A 14677-nucleotide genomic window follows, 5' to 3' on the forward strand; every position below is an offset into this window, starting at 1 on the left:
ACACAAAAAATAAGCGCTTGCGATCTGTTAAGTTTCGATTAAAATACCATAACTTTCGAAACGAAACTTATTGATAAAATGACGAAACGTAACACCCAACAAAGACGCCATACTATTTTGCAGCAAGTAAATGAACTTGGTGAAGTGAGCGTTGAACAGCTCGCTGAACAATTTGCAACGTCAGAAGTTACGATTCGTAAAGATCTAACCGCGCTTGAGCAAAGTGGCCTGTTGCTGCGCCGTTATGGTGGTGCAATGGCATTACCGCAAGAGATCGTTGCAAATAGCGACGAAAAGCTCGATCCAATTCGCAAAATGCAAATAGCAAAAGCCGCAGCAGATCTCATTAAAGATCATAACCGCATTATTATTGATAGCGGTCGCACCACAGCGGCAATGATCCCTGAGCTTTCACACAAGCGTGGTTTAGTCGTTATGACCAACGCCATAAATGTAGCTAACCGATTGCTTTCATTAGAAAATGAGCCAACTTTATTAATGCCTGGCGGCACCTGGGATCCACACTCGGAATCTTTTCAGGGGCAAGTTGCCGAGCAAGTTGTGCGCTCTTACGACTTCGATCAACTGTTTATTGGTGCAGATGGCATTGATATTGATAGAGGTACTACTACATTCAATGAATTGATCGGTTTGAGTCGCGTTATGGCTGATTCAGCAAGGGAAGTAATTGTGCTTGTTGAATCAAACAAGATTGGTAAGAAGATACCGAATTTAGAAATACCGTGGCAGCAAGTAAATTATTTAGTAACGGATGATGGCTTAGACGACAACACTAAGCAAGCAATTGAACAACATCAAGTTACTGTTATTTGCGCCAAGTAACGCATTTACAGGTTCCGACAACAAACCTGTAACCCATTTAACGCTCACATACCGTGCAATTTAAGGAGATTATTATGTGTGGCATTGTTGGCGCTGTGGCAGAACGCCCAGTAAACCGAATTTTAATTGAAGGCCTAAAACGCCTTGAATACCGTGGCTACGACTCAGCTGGTGTTGCATTAGGCAACAACGATAAAGCACTTAATACTGTTAAAGCAGTAGGTAAAGTTGCAAACCTCGATGCAGCACTTACGGCTGCGAATGTAAAAGGCACAACAGGTATCGCGCATACCCGCTGGGCAACTCATGGCAGCGTGACTGAAGCCAATGCTCACCCACATATTTCGAGCCAGCAGCTTGCACTTGTGCACAACGGTATTATTGAAAACCACGAAAAATTGCGCACACAACTGCGTGGCGATGGTTACGAGTTTTTATCGGATACCGATACAGAAGTAATGGTGCATAAAATCCACCAGCTTCGTCAAAGCCATGATTCCTTACTTGCGTCAGTGCAAGCGGCAGTTAAAGAGTTTGAAGGTGCTTACGGCACTGTGGTTTTTGACAAAGAAAACCCAAATGAAATTGTTGTAGCACGTTCAGGCAGCCCACTTGTGATTGGCTTAGGTTTAGGTGAAAACTTTATTGCCTCAGACCAATTAGCATTACTGCCTGTAACGCGCAGCTTTATCTTTTTAGAAGAAGGCGACGTTGCCCGCATTACTCGTGAAACTGTTGAGATTTACGATATCAATGGCAATGCTGTTGAGCGCGATGTAGTTGAATCTAACATCACCCAAGATGCTTCAGGCAAAGGCGAATACCGCCACTATATGCTAAAAGAAATCTACGAGCAGCCAGTCGCTGTGCGTAACACCCTAGAAGCACGTATTGACGGAGATAAAGTTGCGGTTGACGCATTTGGCGATACGGCATCTGATATTTTCAAACAAGTGAAGCATGTGCAAATTATTGCCTGCGGTACCTCATACCACTCAGGTATGGTTGCACGCTATTGGTTAGAGCAATATGCCGGTGTTAGTTGTAACGTTGAAATTGCCTCTGAGTTCCGCTATCGCAAATCGTTTGTTCACGAAAACAGCTTACTCGTAACCATTTCACAATCAGGTGAAACTGCCGATACTTTAGCTGCCCTACGCTTAGCAAAAGAGCAAGGTTATATGAGCTCAATGACGATTTGTAATGTGCCTGGCAGCTCGCTAGTGCGCGAATCAGATATTGCGTTTATGACAAAAGCAGGCGCTGAAATTGGCGTTGCATCAACCAAAGCATTTACTACTCAGCTTGTTGGTTTATTAATGTTAGTAGCTTCAATTGCCCAGGAAAAAGGCCTTGAGCACGCTGAAATTGTAAACGCTATTAAAACGTTACCAAACAAGCTTGAAGAATCACTGTCTCTTGCGGAAGGTATTGAAGACTTAGCTGAAGAGTTTGCTGATAAACAACATGCGCTATTCTTAGGCCGTGGCGATCAATACCCAATCGCAATGGAAGGTGCACTGAAGCTGAAAGAAATCTCGTATATTCACGCAGAAGCTTACGCAGCAGGTGAGTTAAAGCATGGTCCATTGGCACTAATTGATGCTGATATGCCAATTATCGTTGTTGCACCAAACAACGAGCTACTGGAAAAGCTGAAATCAAACGTTGAAGAAGTACGTGCACGCGGCGGTATTATTTACGTATTCGCTGATAAAGCATCAGAGTTTGTCTCAGATGACACAATGCGTGTTATTAACGTCAATCAAGTTGACGATGTATTGGCGCCAATTGTGTACACCATCCCACTGCAATTACTGTCTTACTACGTAGCGGTAATTAAAGGTACCGATGTTGACCAACCGCGTAACCTCGCAAAATCAGTTACGGTTGAGTAAGCATTTATAAACTCCAAAAAAAGGCGCATTAGCGCCTTTTTTATTACCCTTTTAGATGATCGTTAGCTCGGGTTATGAAGTTTAATATCTACAATCCAAGGCTCTAATCGCTGGCCCCAATTTACCGTCACGCTATAGCTTGACGCTTTTGTCCCACGTAAAGCTTTTAAACTTACGAGATCATCAACATAACGCGCTGGTACATTAATTTGGTTTACTAACAAAGAACTCACATGCAAAAAGTGCTCTTTTGTTTGCTGGTTAAAATAAGGTTTTGCATTTCCTTTTACTATCACAATGTTGTTTTGCTCAGCATATTTGCTAGCTCGAGAAAGAACAAACGGCTATTGTAATGTTGCTCTCGTTCATATGTTTCAAATGCTCGTTCTTTTGCATGCATAAGTTGGCTATCACTAGTATCTAACTCAAAGCGAGAAAGCGCTTTTTGATAATAACGCTGCGCATGTGCTAATGACTGCTGGTATAACTCACCATTGTATTCAAGCGCAAAATATAGTGTTCGCTCTTGTGCCCAACCTTCTTTCAATTGTTCAATGTCACTAAACCCTAGCGCACTTAATTGCTGCTCAGTAAGTGCCATACTTCGGTTGTTGTAATAAGCTAACTCATTATTTTCATTTGGTAATGCACGCCAAGAAATTGATAGCGCTACGCCTGAATTTTCTTTTTCAAAACCAGATAAATATGGCAAGCGCGCTTCTCGTTCTGATAAAACAAGCTGTGCCGTTGGCTCACCAGTGCGATTATAAAAAACACCACCCAAAACAAAGAGATTGGTAACTATAATTAACGCAACGCCAAAAATTAAGTACTTTTTCATGCGCTTGCTCCAGTATGTTTAGCGAAATTTCTAATTCGTTTGAATACCATTAACGCCAGCAGTGCGCACAACCCAAGTACAAAGAAAAAGACATACTTTGGCATCCAATCCCACCACCAATCAAAAAATTTGGTATAAAGAAACAATACAAAAAACACATTGCCTGTTTGCATAACTCCCGGCCATTCTTTGCGCACACCTAACCAAATGATCAATGCACTTACTGCAAAACCAACTAATTGATAAACGCCTTCCACAATATCGTTATCGTAGTTGAAATAACTTACAGCTCCCCAGTTAGACAAAATAAGTACCACTAAGAAGAAAATAATAAGGGACAAAACACGGTACATCGTTGCAAAGCCACTAAATGCTCGCTGATTTATAAAATTTGGTACTAAAAAGAGTATTATGCTCGGGATAATAAAGTTTTCAGGGCGCTCACCAAAACTGATCCAATACATGCCACTCCATGTACCCACTTTCATTGCGATAAAACCGCACACATTCACAATTGCAAAAAACAACAATACTCTTGCGTTAATGGCATAAGCCAAAATAAAGGCAAATAACGACCAAATAAGAAAAGCGTTGGGCGATGGGGTCAAGTTAAAAATTTGCCCAAGCAACATGAGATTAAGTACAAACCCAGCATACGCAACCAAGCCCGCTATTTTGGCAAAATAACTGTGAGATTCGTTTTTAACTAACTTTATCGCAGTACAGAATAATGCTATGGGCGTAATAACTAAGATACCAACTTGAACACTTGTACTTAAATATCCCCAAAATTGATAAAACAAAAAGAATAAGCTCACCGCCATCGCCAAAGCACCAAACAGCGAGGCGATTTTCATACCTAATGTGAGGTGTTTAGATTGAAGTGTAATATCAACATCAAACTGCTGGGCAAGCTCTGCTAGTAGTTGCTTATGATACTGAGAAACAGACTGTTGCTGTTCAGTTGACAAGGCGATTACGCCTGCATGCTGCAATTGTGTCAATTCAGATTCAAATGCGTGTATCTGATCAACCCGTTGCTGCGCATCCAATTGATTTAGTTGAGATTCATCCATGTAAAAAGCCAATCACTTTGTTTAGTTATTATCATGGCTCAACTAGTAGCTAAAAAACAAGCAATATAACCCCTTTTGGTTTGTGCTTGTAAATGAAAATTACATTCGAATGCCCAATGAAAAAAGGCGGGTATTCAAAATTAGGAAAGCGCACTTATACCAATTCTATTATGTGTATGGTCACATTTAGCACTTTATTTAGCCCACTAGAAAAAGTAGCTGTAAAAGTGCATTGGTATTATGTGCGCTAATAAAGGATTACTTAATTGATAGCGTTAAGCTAATTGGGCAGTGATCGCTTAACATATCTTTGTAGTCTAACTCGCCTTGTTTACCAAACGCATCCACGTTTTGAGAGCCATCAACAATCCATTGGGTTGAAATTGGGCCGGTAATAATATGGTCGATTGGCGCTTTGTATTTTGGGTGGCAACTTTGTAAGTTTTGCATACTGCTTAATAAAATACGCTCGCCATCTTCTTTGCTGAGTTCTTGCCAAAAACGGTTTTGCTGATCAACTAAACGATGGTTAAAGTCGCCTAATACAACAAATGCTTGTTTACTCTCAACACGCTGATTAACCCATTTCTCTAAAATTGGTCCTTGCTGCTGATACATAGTGCAGGCTTTTTTATTTTCTTTACGATAGTCGCTAACAAAACAACCGCTTTTCATATGCACATTTAGTAGTTCTAACTGACCATTGTTAAGGCTAATTGATGTACCGTAGCGTAAACCTGGGTTATCAAGTGCAAGCGCTTTAAAGTCAGCTTGAGCTTGATAGTTAATACCTTTTTTTATCACAAATGCGGTGCGTTGTGGTGTTGAAAATAAGCCTTCATGGCCACGGCACTCATACGCCTCATTATCTGGGCGACTTGAAACTACATATTGCCATTGCGACTCAGGAAATACGCGTTTGAGTGCTTTTTCAGACTGCACTTCTTGCAGTGCGATAATATCGGCATTTAAGGTGGCGGCATACTTAGCAAGCGCTTGATAATCAGCTTGGCTACGAGGTTTACAACCCTTACCAACTTCATCAGCTAAGTGTTCAATATTCCAGCTCACTAACTTTAAAGATTCGCTACTCGTCGTTGAAACTGGCGTTAGCGATGGTTGTTCTTTTTGCTGGCACCCTATCAGCGCGGTTAGCGCAGCAAGTGCAATAAGCGTTTTTTTCATATGTGTGTTCATTGTGAGAAAAAGAATTTCAGTATATCAAGTGGCAAAAGTAAAACACATACAGTTTGCGATAAGATGACTTTTGTTTCGGTTGATTTTTAATGCAAATTTCTACAATAAGCGGTTTATTTGGTGAATTAGTAAAGTTAACTTGTGAAATAATGTCTTATATGAAATTTACTGATTTGCTAATTGATCCCGCATTAGTTATCTTGTTTTCTGCATTAAATTGAGTTCCCTTTTACAAGGATGCCTTATGAATTTATCTCCTTCTGTTACCGTACAACAAACCGATACGGGTCTTGAATATATCTCGGTAGATGCCGACTTCTGTAGCGCTAAAATTTTTCTGCAAGGCGCACAACTTACGGAATTTACGCCAAAAGCTAAAAAGCCGCTTATTTGGGTATCACAAGATGAAGACTACCAAGTGGGCAAAGGTGTTCGCGGTGGTATTCCAATTTGTTGGCCTTGGTTTGGCATGAGTGCTAATGATGGTTGGCCACAACACGGTTTTGCACGCACTATGTTATGGCGAGCAGAAGAAGTAATCGAAAACGACGAGAAAATTGTCGTAAGTTTTTCTTTGCCAATGGCGCAAGTAAATAAAGAATACTGGCCGCATCAATCAACCTTGAAAGTCGTATTTACACTCACCGATAGTTTGCATATTGAACTCATTAATACCAATACGGGTAATGCTGCATTTGAATTAACACAAGCGCTGCATACTTATTTCCCAACCCCTGAAATTGAAAACACCACTGTCGATGGGTTACAAGGTGCAAATTACATTGAGTTTGGCGAAGGGCCATTTGCGCAAAATGACATTGTTAACTTTGCCCGCGAAACAGATATGGTTTATCAAAACACGCCATTAGTGCAAACCATCAATACCCCTGACGGCATTATTGAAGTTGGCCGTGAAAATTCAAGCTCATGTGTTCTTTGGAACCCATGGATTGAAAAATCAAAACGCCTAAGTAACTTCCGCGATGATGAATACCACAGCATGTTGTGTTTAGAAGCTGCCAATGTAATGGATGATAAAGTAACGTTACAACCAGGTGATAGCCATTCACTGGTGCATACGGTACGTTGGTTATAATTTCCAACCTTAAATCATAAAAACTCAGCAAATGCTGAGTTTTTTGTTTTAATAGGCACAGTTAAAAAAAATAAGAGTTCGCCCGTGTTTAGCAATCAACAAATTTCAGAGCAAATACTACCAGATTACAATCAAGCAGATTTTCAGCCATTAGATCAGCAAGCAACCAAAGAAGCACTTATTGGTACGTTTATATTTGTATTGCCGATTTCTATCGCAGTTGTGATTTTTCTTTATTTTTTACCGCCAGTAGCAAACCATATAACCGCACTTGTTACAGGGGCATTGCTGTTGCTCAACATCTATATTGCGTGGTTTACTAAGCGCAGTGTAACCATGACAGGCATCGCGCTTAGAGAGCACGATTTACTTTTAAAACGCGGCGTTTTTTGGCAGCGCACCATCGCTATTCCATTTAATCGTATTCAGCATATTGAAACTCACCGCAACCCGGTTGAACGCAAACTCAAACTTGCCACATTAAAACTATTTACGGCAGGGGGCGCAGGAGCAGATTTAGAAATTCATGGCCTCACGCAAGAACGCGCAAGCAAACTAAGACAGTTTATTTTAGCTAACACCGCAAGTGAACAGCATGACGATGAGTAAAACTAACCCAGCGGCATGGCAAAAACTTTCGCCCGTTGCCATTATTTACTTTGTACTGCATTTTATTGTGCGCTTTGTAAAAGATGGCCTGATTAATGTCGCACCAGCATTTGCCATTTGGGTAACACAAGTTGAAAATAAATTGTTTTGGTTTATTTCTGGTGCCAGCATTTTGGCAGTGGTATTGGTGATTTATGCGGTGCTTTATTACTTAAACTTTCGCTATAAAATCACCGAGCACGAAATTGTGTTACGCAAAGGTGTATTTAAAAAAGAGCGCGTAACACTTAACTTTGCTAAAGTGCAAAATGTTAATCTAGCAACTCCGTTTTACTTCGCACCATTCTCTTTAGTGAATTGTCATTTTGATGCGGCTGGCTCATCGCAACAAGAAGTAGTGTTACCAGGTATAAGTAATGACTATGCTAATACCATGCGCGACCAAATTTTTAATTACCGTGCCAAGCCAGAGCCAGCTGTTCAGCAAGTTGAACTTCAAGAAAAAGCCATTGCGCCCGATCTCACATTAGCAAATTTAGAAGTAGCTAAATTTGGTTTAATGTCAGGCATGATGTTTTTAGTATTGGCTGCACTTGCGCCCTTCACTGAGCAAATTACAGATTATATTAAGCAAGACTTTGCGGCACCTCTCACCGAGTTGATTGCGAATTCATTAAACAGTAATGAGCATGCAGAAATTGCAGCTGGCACCATCATCGTTCTCAGTGGCATAGGTATTTTTGTATTAGCATCAGTGCTTGGTGCCCTTATTCGTTTTTATAATTACGAATTAAGTTTAGAGCAAAGCAAAATTAAGCGTATCTCAGGCCTTTTTGAACGTCATCAGATGTCGTTAAGTATCAATAAAATTCAATCAATAGAGGTCAAGCAAAACTGGATTGCTAAGCTATTAAAGCGCTACACCATCAGCTGTAAGCAAATTAATAACAGTCATGCCAATACCGTTAAAAAAGGGCAATCGTTAATTGTGCCAGTGCTCACCAAAGCACAAGTTAAGCATGTAATGAATTTGTGCTGGGATAAGCAAATCGACATCACCCAAGTGCCTTTTCAACCTATTGCAATTAATTACTTCTATAAAACGTATCTGCTTTATTGGTTATTGCCGCTAACAATTTTCAGTGCGGTTGCTTATCAACCACTTTTAAATGGCGCATGGCCACTATTAATTGTGCTTTTACTCGCAGGCGCAGGGTTAAGCTTTTTACGCTATAAGCGCTTTGGCTTCTACTTTGATGGCGAGCAAGTATTCACAAGAAAGGGCTTAATTGGCGTAAGTTACAAAGTATTTAAAGGCTTCAAAATTCAACAAATTGCCACCACGCAAACACCGCCGATGCGAAAACAACAGCTGAGTACATTGCGCTTCCAATTAGCGAGTGGTGGCATCACCATTCCTTATTTGCCAACAAGCCATGTAAATCAGGTAATGAATCAGCTTATTTTCTTGGCTGAAACCAGCAAAAAGCGTTGGATGTAACCATCAATAATTAAGATTAACCGTTTATCACTATTATTTTTTTCCGATTAATTGTTGCAGTAAGCTAGCCCGCATCAAAAAAGGAACAAATAATATGAAAAAGTCGCTACTCTCATTGATGGTTGCAGCAAGCTTTGCAACAGCTGCCAACGATAACTGGCAAACCATTGAAACAGAAAACTTTAAAGTTCACTTCCCAAAAGCTTACCAAAGCTGGGCGACCTCAGCTGCGAATGAACTGGAAATTGTGCGTGAAAAAGTAAAAGAACAGCAAAATCGCGTGCTAGATAAGCAAGTTGATGTGATTGTGTTCGACCCATTTAACCAATCTAACGGCTTTGCTATTCCAAGCAGTGTAGATCCTATGATGGCGTTTTTTGCCACGCCGCCACAATCAGATACGGTTATTTCAAATAGCTCAGGCTGGCAACAGTTATTAGTACTGCATGAGTACGTGCATTTAGTGCATCTCGCACAGCCTACACGCAGTGAATGGCGCCAAAAGTTACGTAACTTTTCGAGCCTCTATGACCTTACTCACAACCCTACACCACGCTGGGCCGCGGAAGGTTATGCAACCTTACTAGAGTCGCAAATGACAGGCCGTGGCCGCTTACATGATAACTATGTAGAGTCACTAATTATGCAATTTGCAAAAGAAGGCAGCTTACCTAGTTACGGCCAACTGAGTGAAGAAGACGGCGGTTATATGGCGGGCTCAATGGCCTACCTTGTTGGTGTGCGTTATTTGCAATGGCTAGAAGAAAACTACAGCAAAGAGCAGTTAGACGCTGTTTGGACACGCATGCAAGGGGTTAAAAAGCGCGATTTTGACTCAGCTTTCGAAGGTGTTTTCCTCGAAAAGCCAAGCAAGCTTTATCGCCGTTTTGTTGCAGAATATACCCATAAGGCACTTAGTAAAGAAGCAACGCAAACACCGCTAGATAGCAAAGAATGGTTTAATCTTGATTACATTCAAACAGCGCCAAGCATGTCTCCAGATGAAGATAAACTTGCTATCGTTAGTAAAGATAAAGATGGCAATACCAAGCTCACAATCTATGCAACAGAAGAAAATGCCAATGCCATTGAAGAGTTTGAAGAAGCGCAAAAAGAGCTGCTAGAAGACGATGCGAAAGATATTGTAAACAGCAGGCCAACAAGCTTTAAAAAAGAGTCTAAAAAAACCCTGAATTCAATCAACCGAAAAGGTATTTTGAATCCGCTGTGGCAAGATAACAATACGCTTATTTACGGTGCATTTAGCACAGCAAATAACGAAATGAACACGCTTCATCAAGATTTGTTCAGTTGGAACAGTGACACAGGTGAAACTAAGCAGCTTACCCAGTTTGCTAATGTGCGTCGCTTTACACTGGCGGATAACAATACCGCTTATGCAGAACGCGTAAAACAAGGTTATTCGCAATTAGTTAAAATTGACTTAACCACAGGCCAGATTAGCGACTTAACCGCTCCAGCTATAGATGCCGTGTATGATTTTCCACAATTCAAAAATGGAAAACTGGCATATCTTAAAACCGAGTTAAATCAAAACTGGTCTCTTTGGGTTAAAGATATTGCTACAAGCCAAGACGTTAATGTTCCTATGCCTAAAGGCTATCAATTCTTGTCTTATCCTCAGTGGAGCCCTGAGGGAAATAGCATTTATTTTGTTGCCGGCGTAAATGGTGAGACAAATATTTATCGCTATACTTTTAGCTCAGATACGCTAGAACAACTCAGTGCTGGGCAACAGGTTATGCAATACCCAATGCCAACCAAACAACACGGATTACTGTATTTAGCAGTTAACTCTGAAGGCCCTGATATTTATCAACTTGGCGAAAGTGCCACGGTTACAAAAGTAACCCAGCGGGCGCAAACATTACACGCAACAACTGAAAAAGCTGAGCAGCATATTTTGCCACCAGCAAAAATTTACCAACAAGAAGTAGGCGCTCAACGTGATTACTCAGCTGCAGACCAAACGTTGTCATTTGCCCTTTCAGAGCAATACAACAGCGCAAGTACTGCACTTTTGCATGTAGGTGTTAAAGGGAAAGATTTATTAAATAAACTAAGCTGGCAGTTTGGTGGTGCGTTTGATAATAAAAATGCCTTGAATGGTGCTTATTTTGATGCGAAGTATCAATACAATAAATGGCAGTTCTTAGCGCACGCTTTTGACTATAAAATTAACGCCGAAAATCAGTATCAACACCCTGATGTACTTGCTATTCAAGAAGATACAACAGGTGCTTATTTACAAGCGAGTTACCCTTACCGAAATGGTGCGTTTAAAGTTAACAGCCACCTTGCGTATTCTTATAAAGATACTGGCGATGCTTACAATCACTGGTTTGCAGTAGGTGCCGAGCAAATATGGCAGCGCGATTGGCAAGCATTTGCTATCGGCCAAAGTGCATCAGCACGCATTTATAGCGGTGATGCAACAAGTGGCAGTTGGCAAGGCTTTGATGCCAGCTTGAAAGTGTTTGGTAAAGCGTGGTCGGTCCCACTTTATGTTGACTACCATACCCAGCAACGCGATGACACCGTTATGAATATTGGTGGTTTTGCATCAAGTTTAATTAAGCCTGAAGCACAAGCAGATCGCTCACTTATCAATGAGTTACCTTTCTACACTGCACTAAGTGATGACTACCAACGCTTTGGCGCTGGGGTTGCCTTTAAGCAAGATATGCCATGGCTTTATGTTGCACAGCATGACTTGAATAACCAAGACTTCGCAACAAGTTACGGGGTGAAATTTAAGAGCAAATTAAACTTTGCCGTAGCACCCTCCATTTTAAATGATCTTAATTATGATTTTGGTATTGCTAAAATTGAAGGAGATACCATTCAAGATGAATTGCGAGGCTGGTTAGGCATTTGGTATAGCCTATAGAAAGGATTAAAAACTTATGCCGCTCACTTCAGGTGAGCGGTTTTTTTATTTGTTTAAAGCGCTTTATCAATCGCTGCTTTTAGCTCATCACTCTGTGGTTTAACACGAGAGCCAAAATGCGTTACTGTTTGGCGGTCTTTACTCACTAGGTACTTATTAAAGTTCCAGCTTGGTGAGCGTGTTTTTTCTGCTAAGTGTTTGAAAATAGGATTTGCATCACTGCCCTTTACATCACTTGTTGCCATCATATTGAAAGTAACACCGTAGTTGATAAAGCACATATCAGCGGTATCTTTTTCATCGTTTTCTTCCTGAAAGAAGCTATCTGATGGGAAACCCAAAACCACTAACCCTTTGTCTTTATATTCTTTGTGCAGCGCTTCTAATTGTTCGAATTGCGGCGTAAAACCGCAGTTACTTGCTGTATTTACGATTAAGAGCGGCTTATCTTTAAATTCACACAAGTTAATGGTTTCTTTTGAACGTAATTTACGTAACTCTTGGTTGGTAAAATCATTACACTCAGATGCAACCGCTGAAAATGCCATTAAAGATGGAACAACTACCGAAGTTAAAAGGAGTTTTTTAAAAAGTTTCATATGCAATTCCGGTTATTTTAATATACTCAGTATACGGTTATTTTTACCTTAAAGATCGAACAAAATTTGAATTATTTTGCACATTTACACTTAGCTCACCTAACCAGTACCAGTTTAACAGGAAACCTATTAGGTGACTTTGTTAAAGGAAGCCAACTTTCGCACTTGCCCCGTGAACTAGAGCTTGGTATTCGTTTGCATCGCAGTATCGACAGTTATACCGATGCTCACAGTGTAAGCCAACAGTTTAAAAGTGAATTTGGCGCAATGCGCAGGTATGCAGGAGTAGGCTTAGATATTTTGTTTGATCATTTATTAGCAAAACAGCTAGGGGCACATTACACCCCATTGTGTCAGCAGTTTTATCAAACATTGTTAGATGAAAATATTAATTACAATGCTGTTTTACCTCGCGATTATCAACATAAAACCCAGCTTATAACCAGTGACGATTGGTTTGCCAGTTACCGCAATTTACCAGGAATTACCCTTGCCTTAAAAAATACAGGAAAGCGATTTCGCAAACCTGTACCACTCGAAACAGTGGTAGATTGGTACACTGCTAATCAACAATACATCGACGATAGTTTTGAGGAGCTTTATGTCGATACAACGAATTTTGCGTTAACCAAACGCGATGAACTTATTGCTCGCCTAAGCTAATGGTTATGCGAGTATCACTGCTTTTATCATTGCCTATCATCTCATCATAGGCTGTTTGAAAATGCAGGTTTGCAGTAGTAAAACCTAGCGACTTCAAACATGTTTCCGCCTCAAACATTGAATTAAATACCTGCACATTATCTTGCTCGTCAGAAAGTGAATAAAAGTTACCATCTTCATCTTCTGCGCCTACAAGATAGTGGTTAGCGTCTGCATAACCAAAAATAGTTGGTACCAATGAGTGTCTTTCAATTTGATTTTTAAAATCTTCACGGCGCATGGTGACTCTCCTAACTGTTTAATTATCACTCAATACGCAATACCTCAGACAATTGTTCAATCTTTTTTCAAACTAAATCGTATAACCATAAAAACGAGGATCATTATGAAGAAAACAGTCTATTACGATGCCAAGTGCCCATTGTGCTGTAGGGAAATAACTCTGTGGCGAAAATTATCTAGTCATCTTTTTGATTTTAAAGATGTTCATCAACAAAATTTTACAGCTGACAAAAAAGCGCGAATGTTACGCTTACTACATGTGCAAGATGAAAATGGCCAATGGTTTATTGGCCTAGATGCAAATTTTGTACTTTGGCGCTCACACCCTATAGGTTGGCTGTCTTATCTACTTTCCCTGCCTGGCATTTACTGGATGACTTGTTTGCTGTACAACGCGTGGGCTAAGCGCCGTTATGAAAAACGCTATGAATGTAAACAATGCCAGCTTTAAAACAGCGCCCTGCCACAACCGCTAAACGGTTTGCCATTAAGCTTACCCTTTACTGACGATGCAAATGCTTGCCCTGACATAGTATCGCGACAAGGGGTATTGCTGATTTCAAAAGTTAAAAGGTTATCGTTTTGAGCCAAGTTAAACTGCGAGCTGTTTGCTAATTCCATCGGAGCTTTATATTTAAAATTAATTACTTGCTGACCATAATTCCCCTTAAATTCAATCGACTCATTTGGTTTTATTTCCATTAACCAGCCCGGTTCATTACCTACCGCACGAAAACTCACGCCGCGAAATTTTGCATCTTGCCAAATCGCTTCTTGGCGATTGTTAGTACATTGCTTGTAAAGCGTTTGCTGGTAATTCACCATCGCACTTTCACCTTTCATCCAAATATAATCCGTTCCTTTTTGGTATTTTGCTCCTGATGCTGTTCTAGTTGGCTCAAGCGCGAGGGTTTGCTTGGGTAAAAATGCCCATAAAGTATCTTCTTCTAATCGTGCAACAAAGCTCAAACCATTTTCGCACTCATACATCATAGTAATTGCCTGTTTTGGCGATTTGGCTGGTGAACTTTCAATTTTTGCTGTTGGCGCTGCTGTATTACAGCCAGTAAGTACTGCAATACTCAGTAACATAAAAACATGTTTTAACATCTTGATTCCTTTTAAAGAGAAAAACACTATAGTTGTAAAATACTTAACTCT

At 40.4% G+C, this 14677-nt stretch carries 13 protein-coding genes and 1 pseudogene; 8 read left to right on the forward strand and 6 right to left on the reverse strand.

Annotated elements, in window-relative coordinates; translation table 11 throughout:
- Window positions 1-78: 78 nt before the first annotated feature.
- Both AAEU29_RS14515 and glmS read left to right on the forward strand, forming a co-directional pair.
- Window positions 79-843 carry a DeoR/GlpR family DNA-binding transcription regulator gene (locus tag AAEU29_RS14515; protein ID WP_105173103.1) on the forward strand — a complete coding sequence of 255 codons (765 nt, stop codon included), beginning with the start codon at window positions 79-81 and terminating at the stop codon, window positions 841-843.
- Window positions 844-917: 74 nt separating this feature from the next.
- Window positions 918-2741 carry a glutamine--fructose-6-phosphate transaminase (isomerizing) gene (glmS, locus tag AAEU29_RS14520; RefSeq protein ID WP_274763300.1) on the forward strand — a complete coding sequence of 608 codons (1824 nt, stop codon included), beginning with the start codon at window positions 918-920 and terminating at the stop codon, window positions 2739-2741.
- Window positions 2742-2803: 62 nt separating this feature from the next.
- Here the strand turns inward: glmS and AAEU29_RS14525 are convergent.
- The 3 genes and pseudogenes from AAEU29_RS14525 to AAEU29_RS14535 all read right to left on the reverse strand — a co-directional run bounded on the left by AAEU29_RS14525 (window position 2804) and on the right by AAEU29_RS14535 (window position 5843).
- Window positions 2804-3582 (reverse strand): annotated as a pseudogene (locus AAEU29_RS14525) (DUF4824 family protein).
- Complete coding sequence (locus AAEU29_RS14530; protein ID WP_421974002.1) at window positions 3579-4658, reverse strand: DUF2157 domain-containing protein; 1080 nt, start codon at window positions 4656-4658, stop codon at window positions 3579-3581. The pseudogene AAEU29_RS14525 and the gene AAEU29_RS14530 overlap by 4 nt, the downstream one beginning before the upstream one ends.
- 258 nt (window positions 4659-4916) lie before the next feature.
- Entirely contained in the window at window positions 4917-5843 is a 927-nt protein-coding gene (locus AAEU29_RS14535; RefSeq protein WP_421974003.1) for an endonuclease/exonuclease/phosphatase family protein, read from the reverse strand.
- A gap of 256 nt (window positions 5844-6099) precedes the next feature.
- On the opposite strand from AAEU29_RS14535, the gene AAEU29_RS14540 reads away from it, so the two are divergent.
- From AAEU29_RS14540 to AAEU29_RS14555, 4 genes are all read left to right on the forward strand, one after another.
- A complete protein-coding gene (locus tag AAEU29_RS14540) occupies window positions 6100-6951 on the forward strand; it encodes a D-hexose-6-phosphate mutarotase (RefSeq protein ID WP_421974004.1) in 852 nt (283 codons plus the stop codon).
- Window positions 6952-7035: 84 nt separating this feature from the next.
- Window positions 7036-7560 carry a PH domain-containing protein gene (locus tag AAEU29_RS14545; RefSeq protein WP_421974005.1) on the forward strand — a complete coding sequence of 175 codons (525 nt, stop codon included), beginning with the start codon at window positions 7036-7038 and terminating at the stop codon, window positions 7558-7560.
- Window positions 7547-9061 carry a PH domain-containing protein gene (locus AAEU29_RS14550; RefSeq protein WP_421974006.1) on the forward strand — a complete coding sequence of 505 codons (1515 nt, stop codon included), beginning with the start codon at window positions 7547-7549 and terminating at the stop codon, window positions 9059-9061. The genes AAEU29_RS14545 and AAEU29_RS14550 overlap by 14 nt, the downstream gene beginning before the upstream one ends.
- Window positions 9062-9155: 94 nt before the next feature.
- Window positions 9156-11972: a TolB family protein gene (locus AAEU29_RS14555; RefSeq protein ID WP_421974007.1), complete on the forward strand. Its 2817-nt coding sequence runs from the start codon at window positions 9156-9158 to the stop codon at window positions 11970-11972.
- Between the two features lie 53 nt (window positions 11973-12025).
- On the opposite strand, the gene AAEU29_RS14560 is transcribed toward AAEU29_RS14555, so the two are convergent.
- Window positions 12026-12520: a glutathione peroxidase gene (locus AAEU29_RS14560; RefSeq protein ID WP_274763355.1), complete on the reverse strand. Its 495-nt coding sequence runs from the start codon at window positions 12518-12520 to the stop codon at window positions 12026-12028.
- 117 nt (window positions 12521-12637) lie between these two features.
- Here AAEU29_RS14560 and AAEU29_RS14565 point away from each other — a divergent pair, with 117 nt between their 5' ends.
- Window positions 12638-13234, forward strand: a complete 597-nt coding sequence (locus tag AAEU29_RS14565; RefSeq protein ID WP_421974008.1) for an acyl carrier protein phosphodiesterase — start codon at window positions 12638-12640, stop codon at window positions 13232-13234.
- Here AAEU29_RS14565 and AAEU29_RS14570 read toward each other — a convergent pair.
- Complete coding sequence (locus AAEU29_RS14570; RefSeq protein WP_274763353.1) at window positions 13215-13514, reverse strand: DUF6482 family protein; 300 nt, start codon at window positions 13512-13514, stop codon at window positions 13215-13217. The two genes, AAEU29_RS14565 and AAEU29_RS14570, sit on opposite strands and share 20 nt — an antisense overlap.
- A 105-nt stretch (window positions 13515-13619) precedes the next feature.
- On the opposite strand from AAEU29_RS14570, the gene AAEU29_RS14575 reads away from it, so the two are divergent.
- On the forward strand, window positions 13620-13967 hold the full coding sequence (locus AAEU29_RS14575; protein ID WP_421974009.1) for a thiol-disulfide oxidoreductase DCC family protein: 348 nt from the start codon (window positions 13620-13622) through the stop codon (window positions 13965-13967).
- Here AAEU29_RS14575 and AAEU29_RS14580 read toward each other — a convergent pair.
- Complete coding sequence (locus AAEU29_RS14580; RefSeq protein WP_421974010.1) at window positions 13964-14626, reverse strand: MliC family protein; 663 nt, start codon at window positions 14624-14626, stop codon at window positions 13964-13966. The two genes, AAEU29_RS14575 and AAEU29_RS14580, sit on opposite strands and share 4 nt — an antisense overlap.
- Between the last annotated feature and the right edge of the window lie 51 nt (window positions 14627-14677).

The sequence above is a fragment of the Pseudoalteromonas aquimarina genome (genome assembly GCF_049257255.1).
Taxonomy (GTDB): Bacteria; Pseudomonadota; Gammaproteobacteria; order Enterobacterales; family Alteromonadaceae; genus Pseudoalteromonas.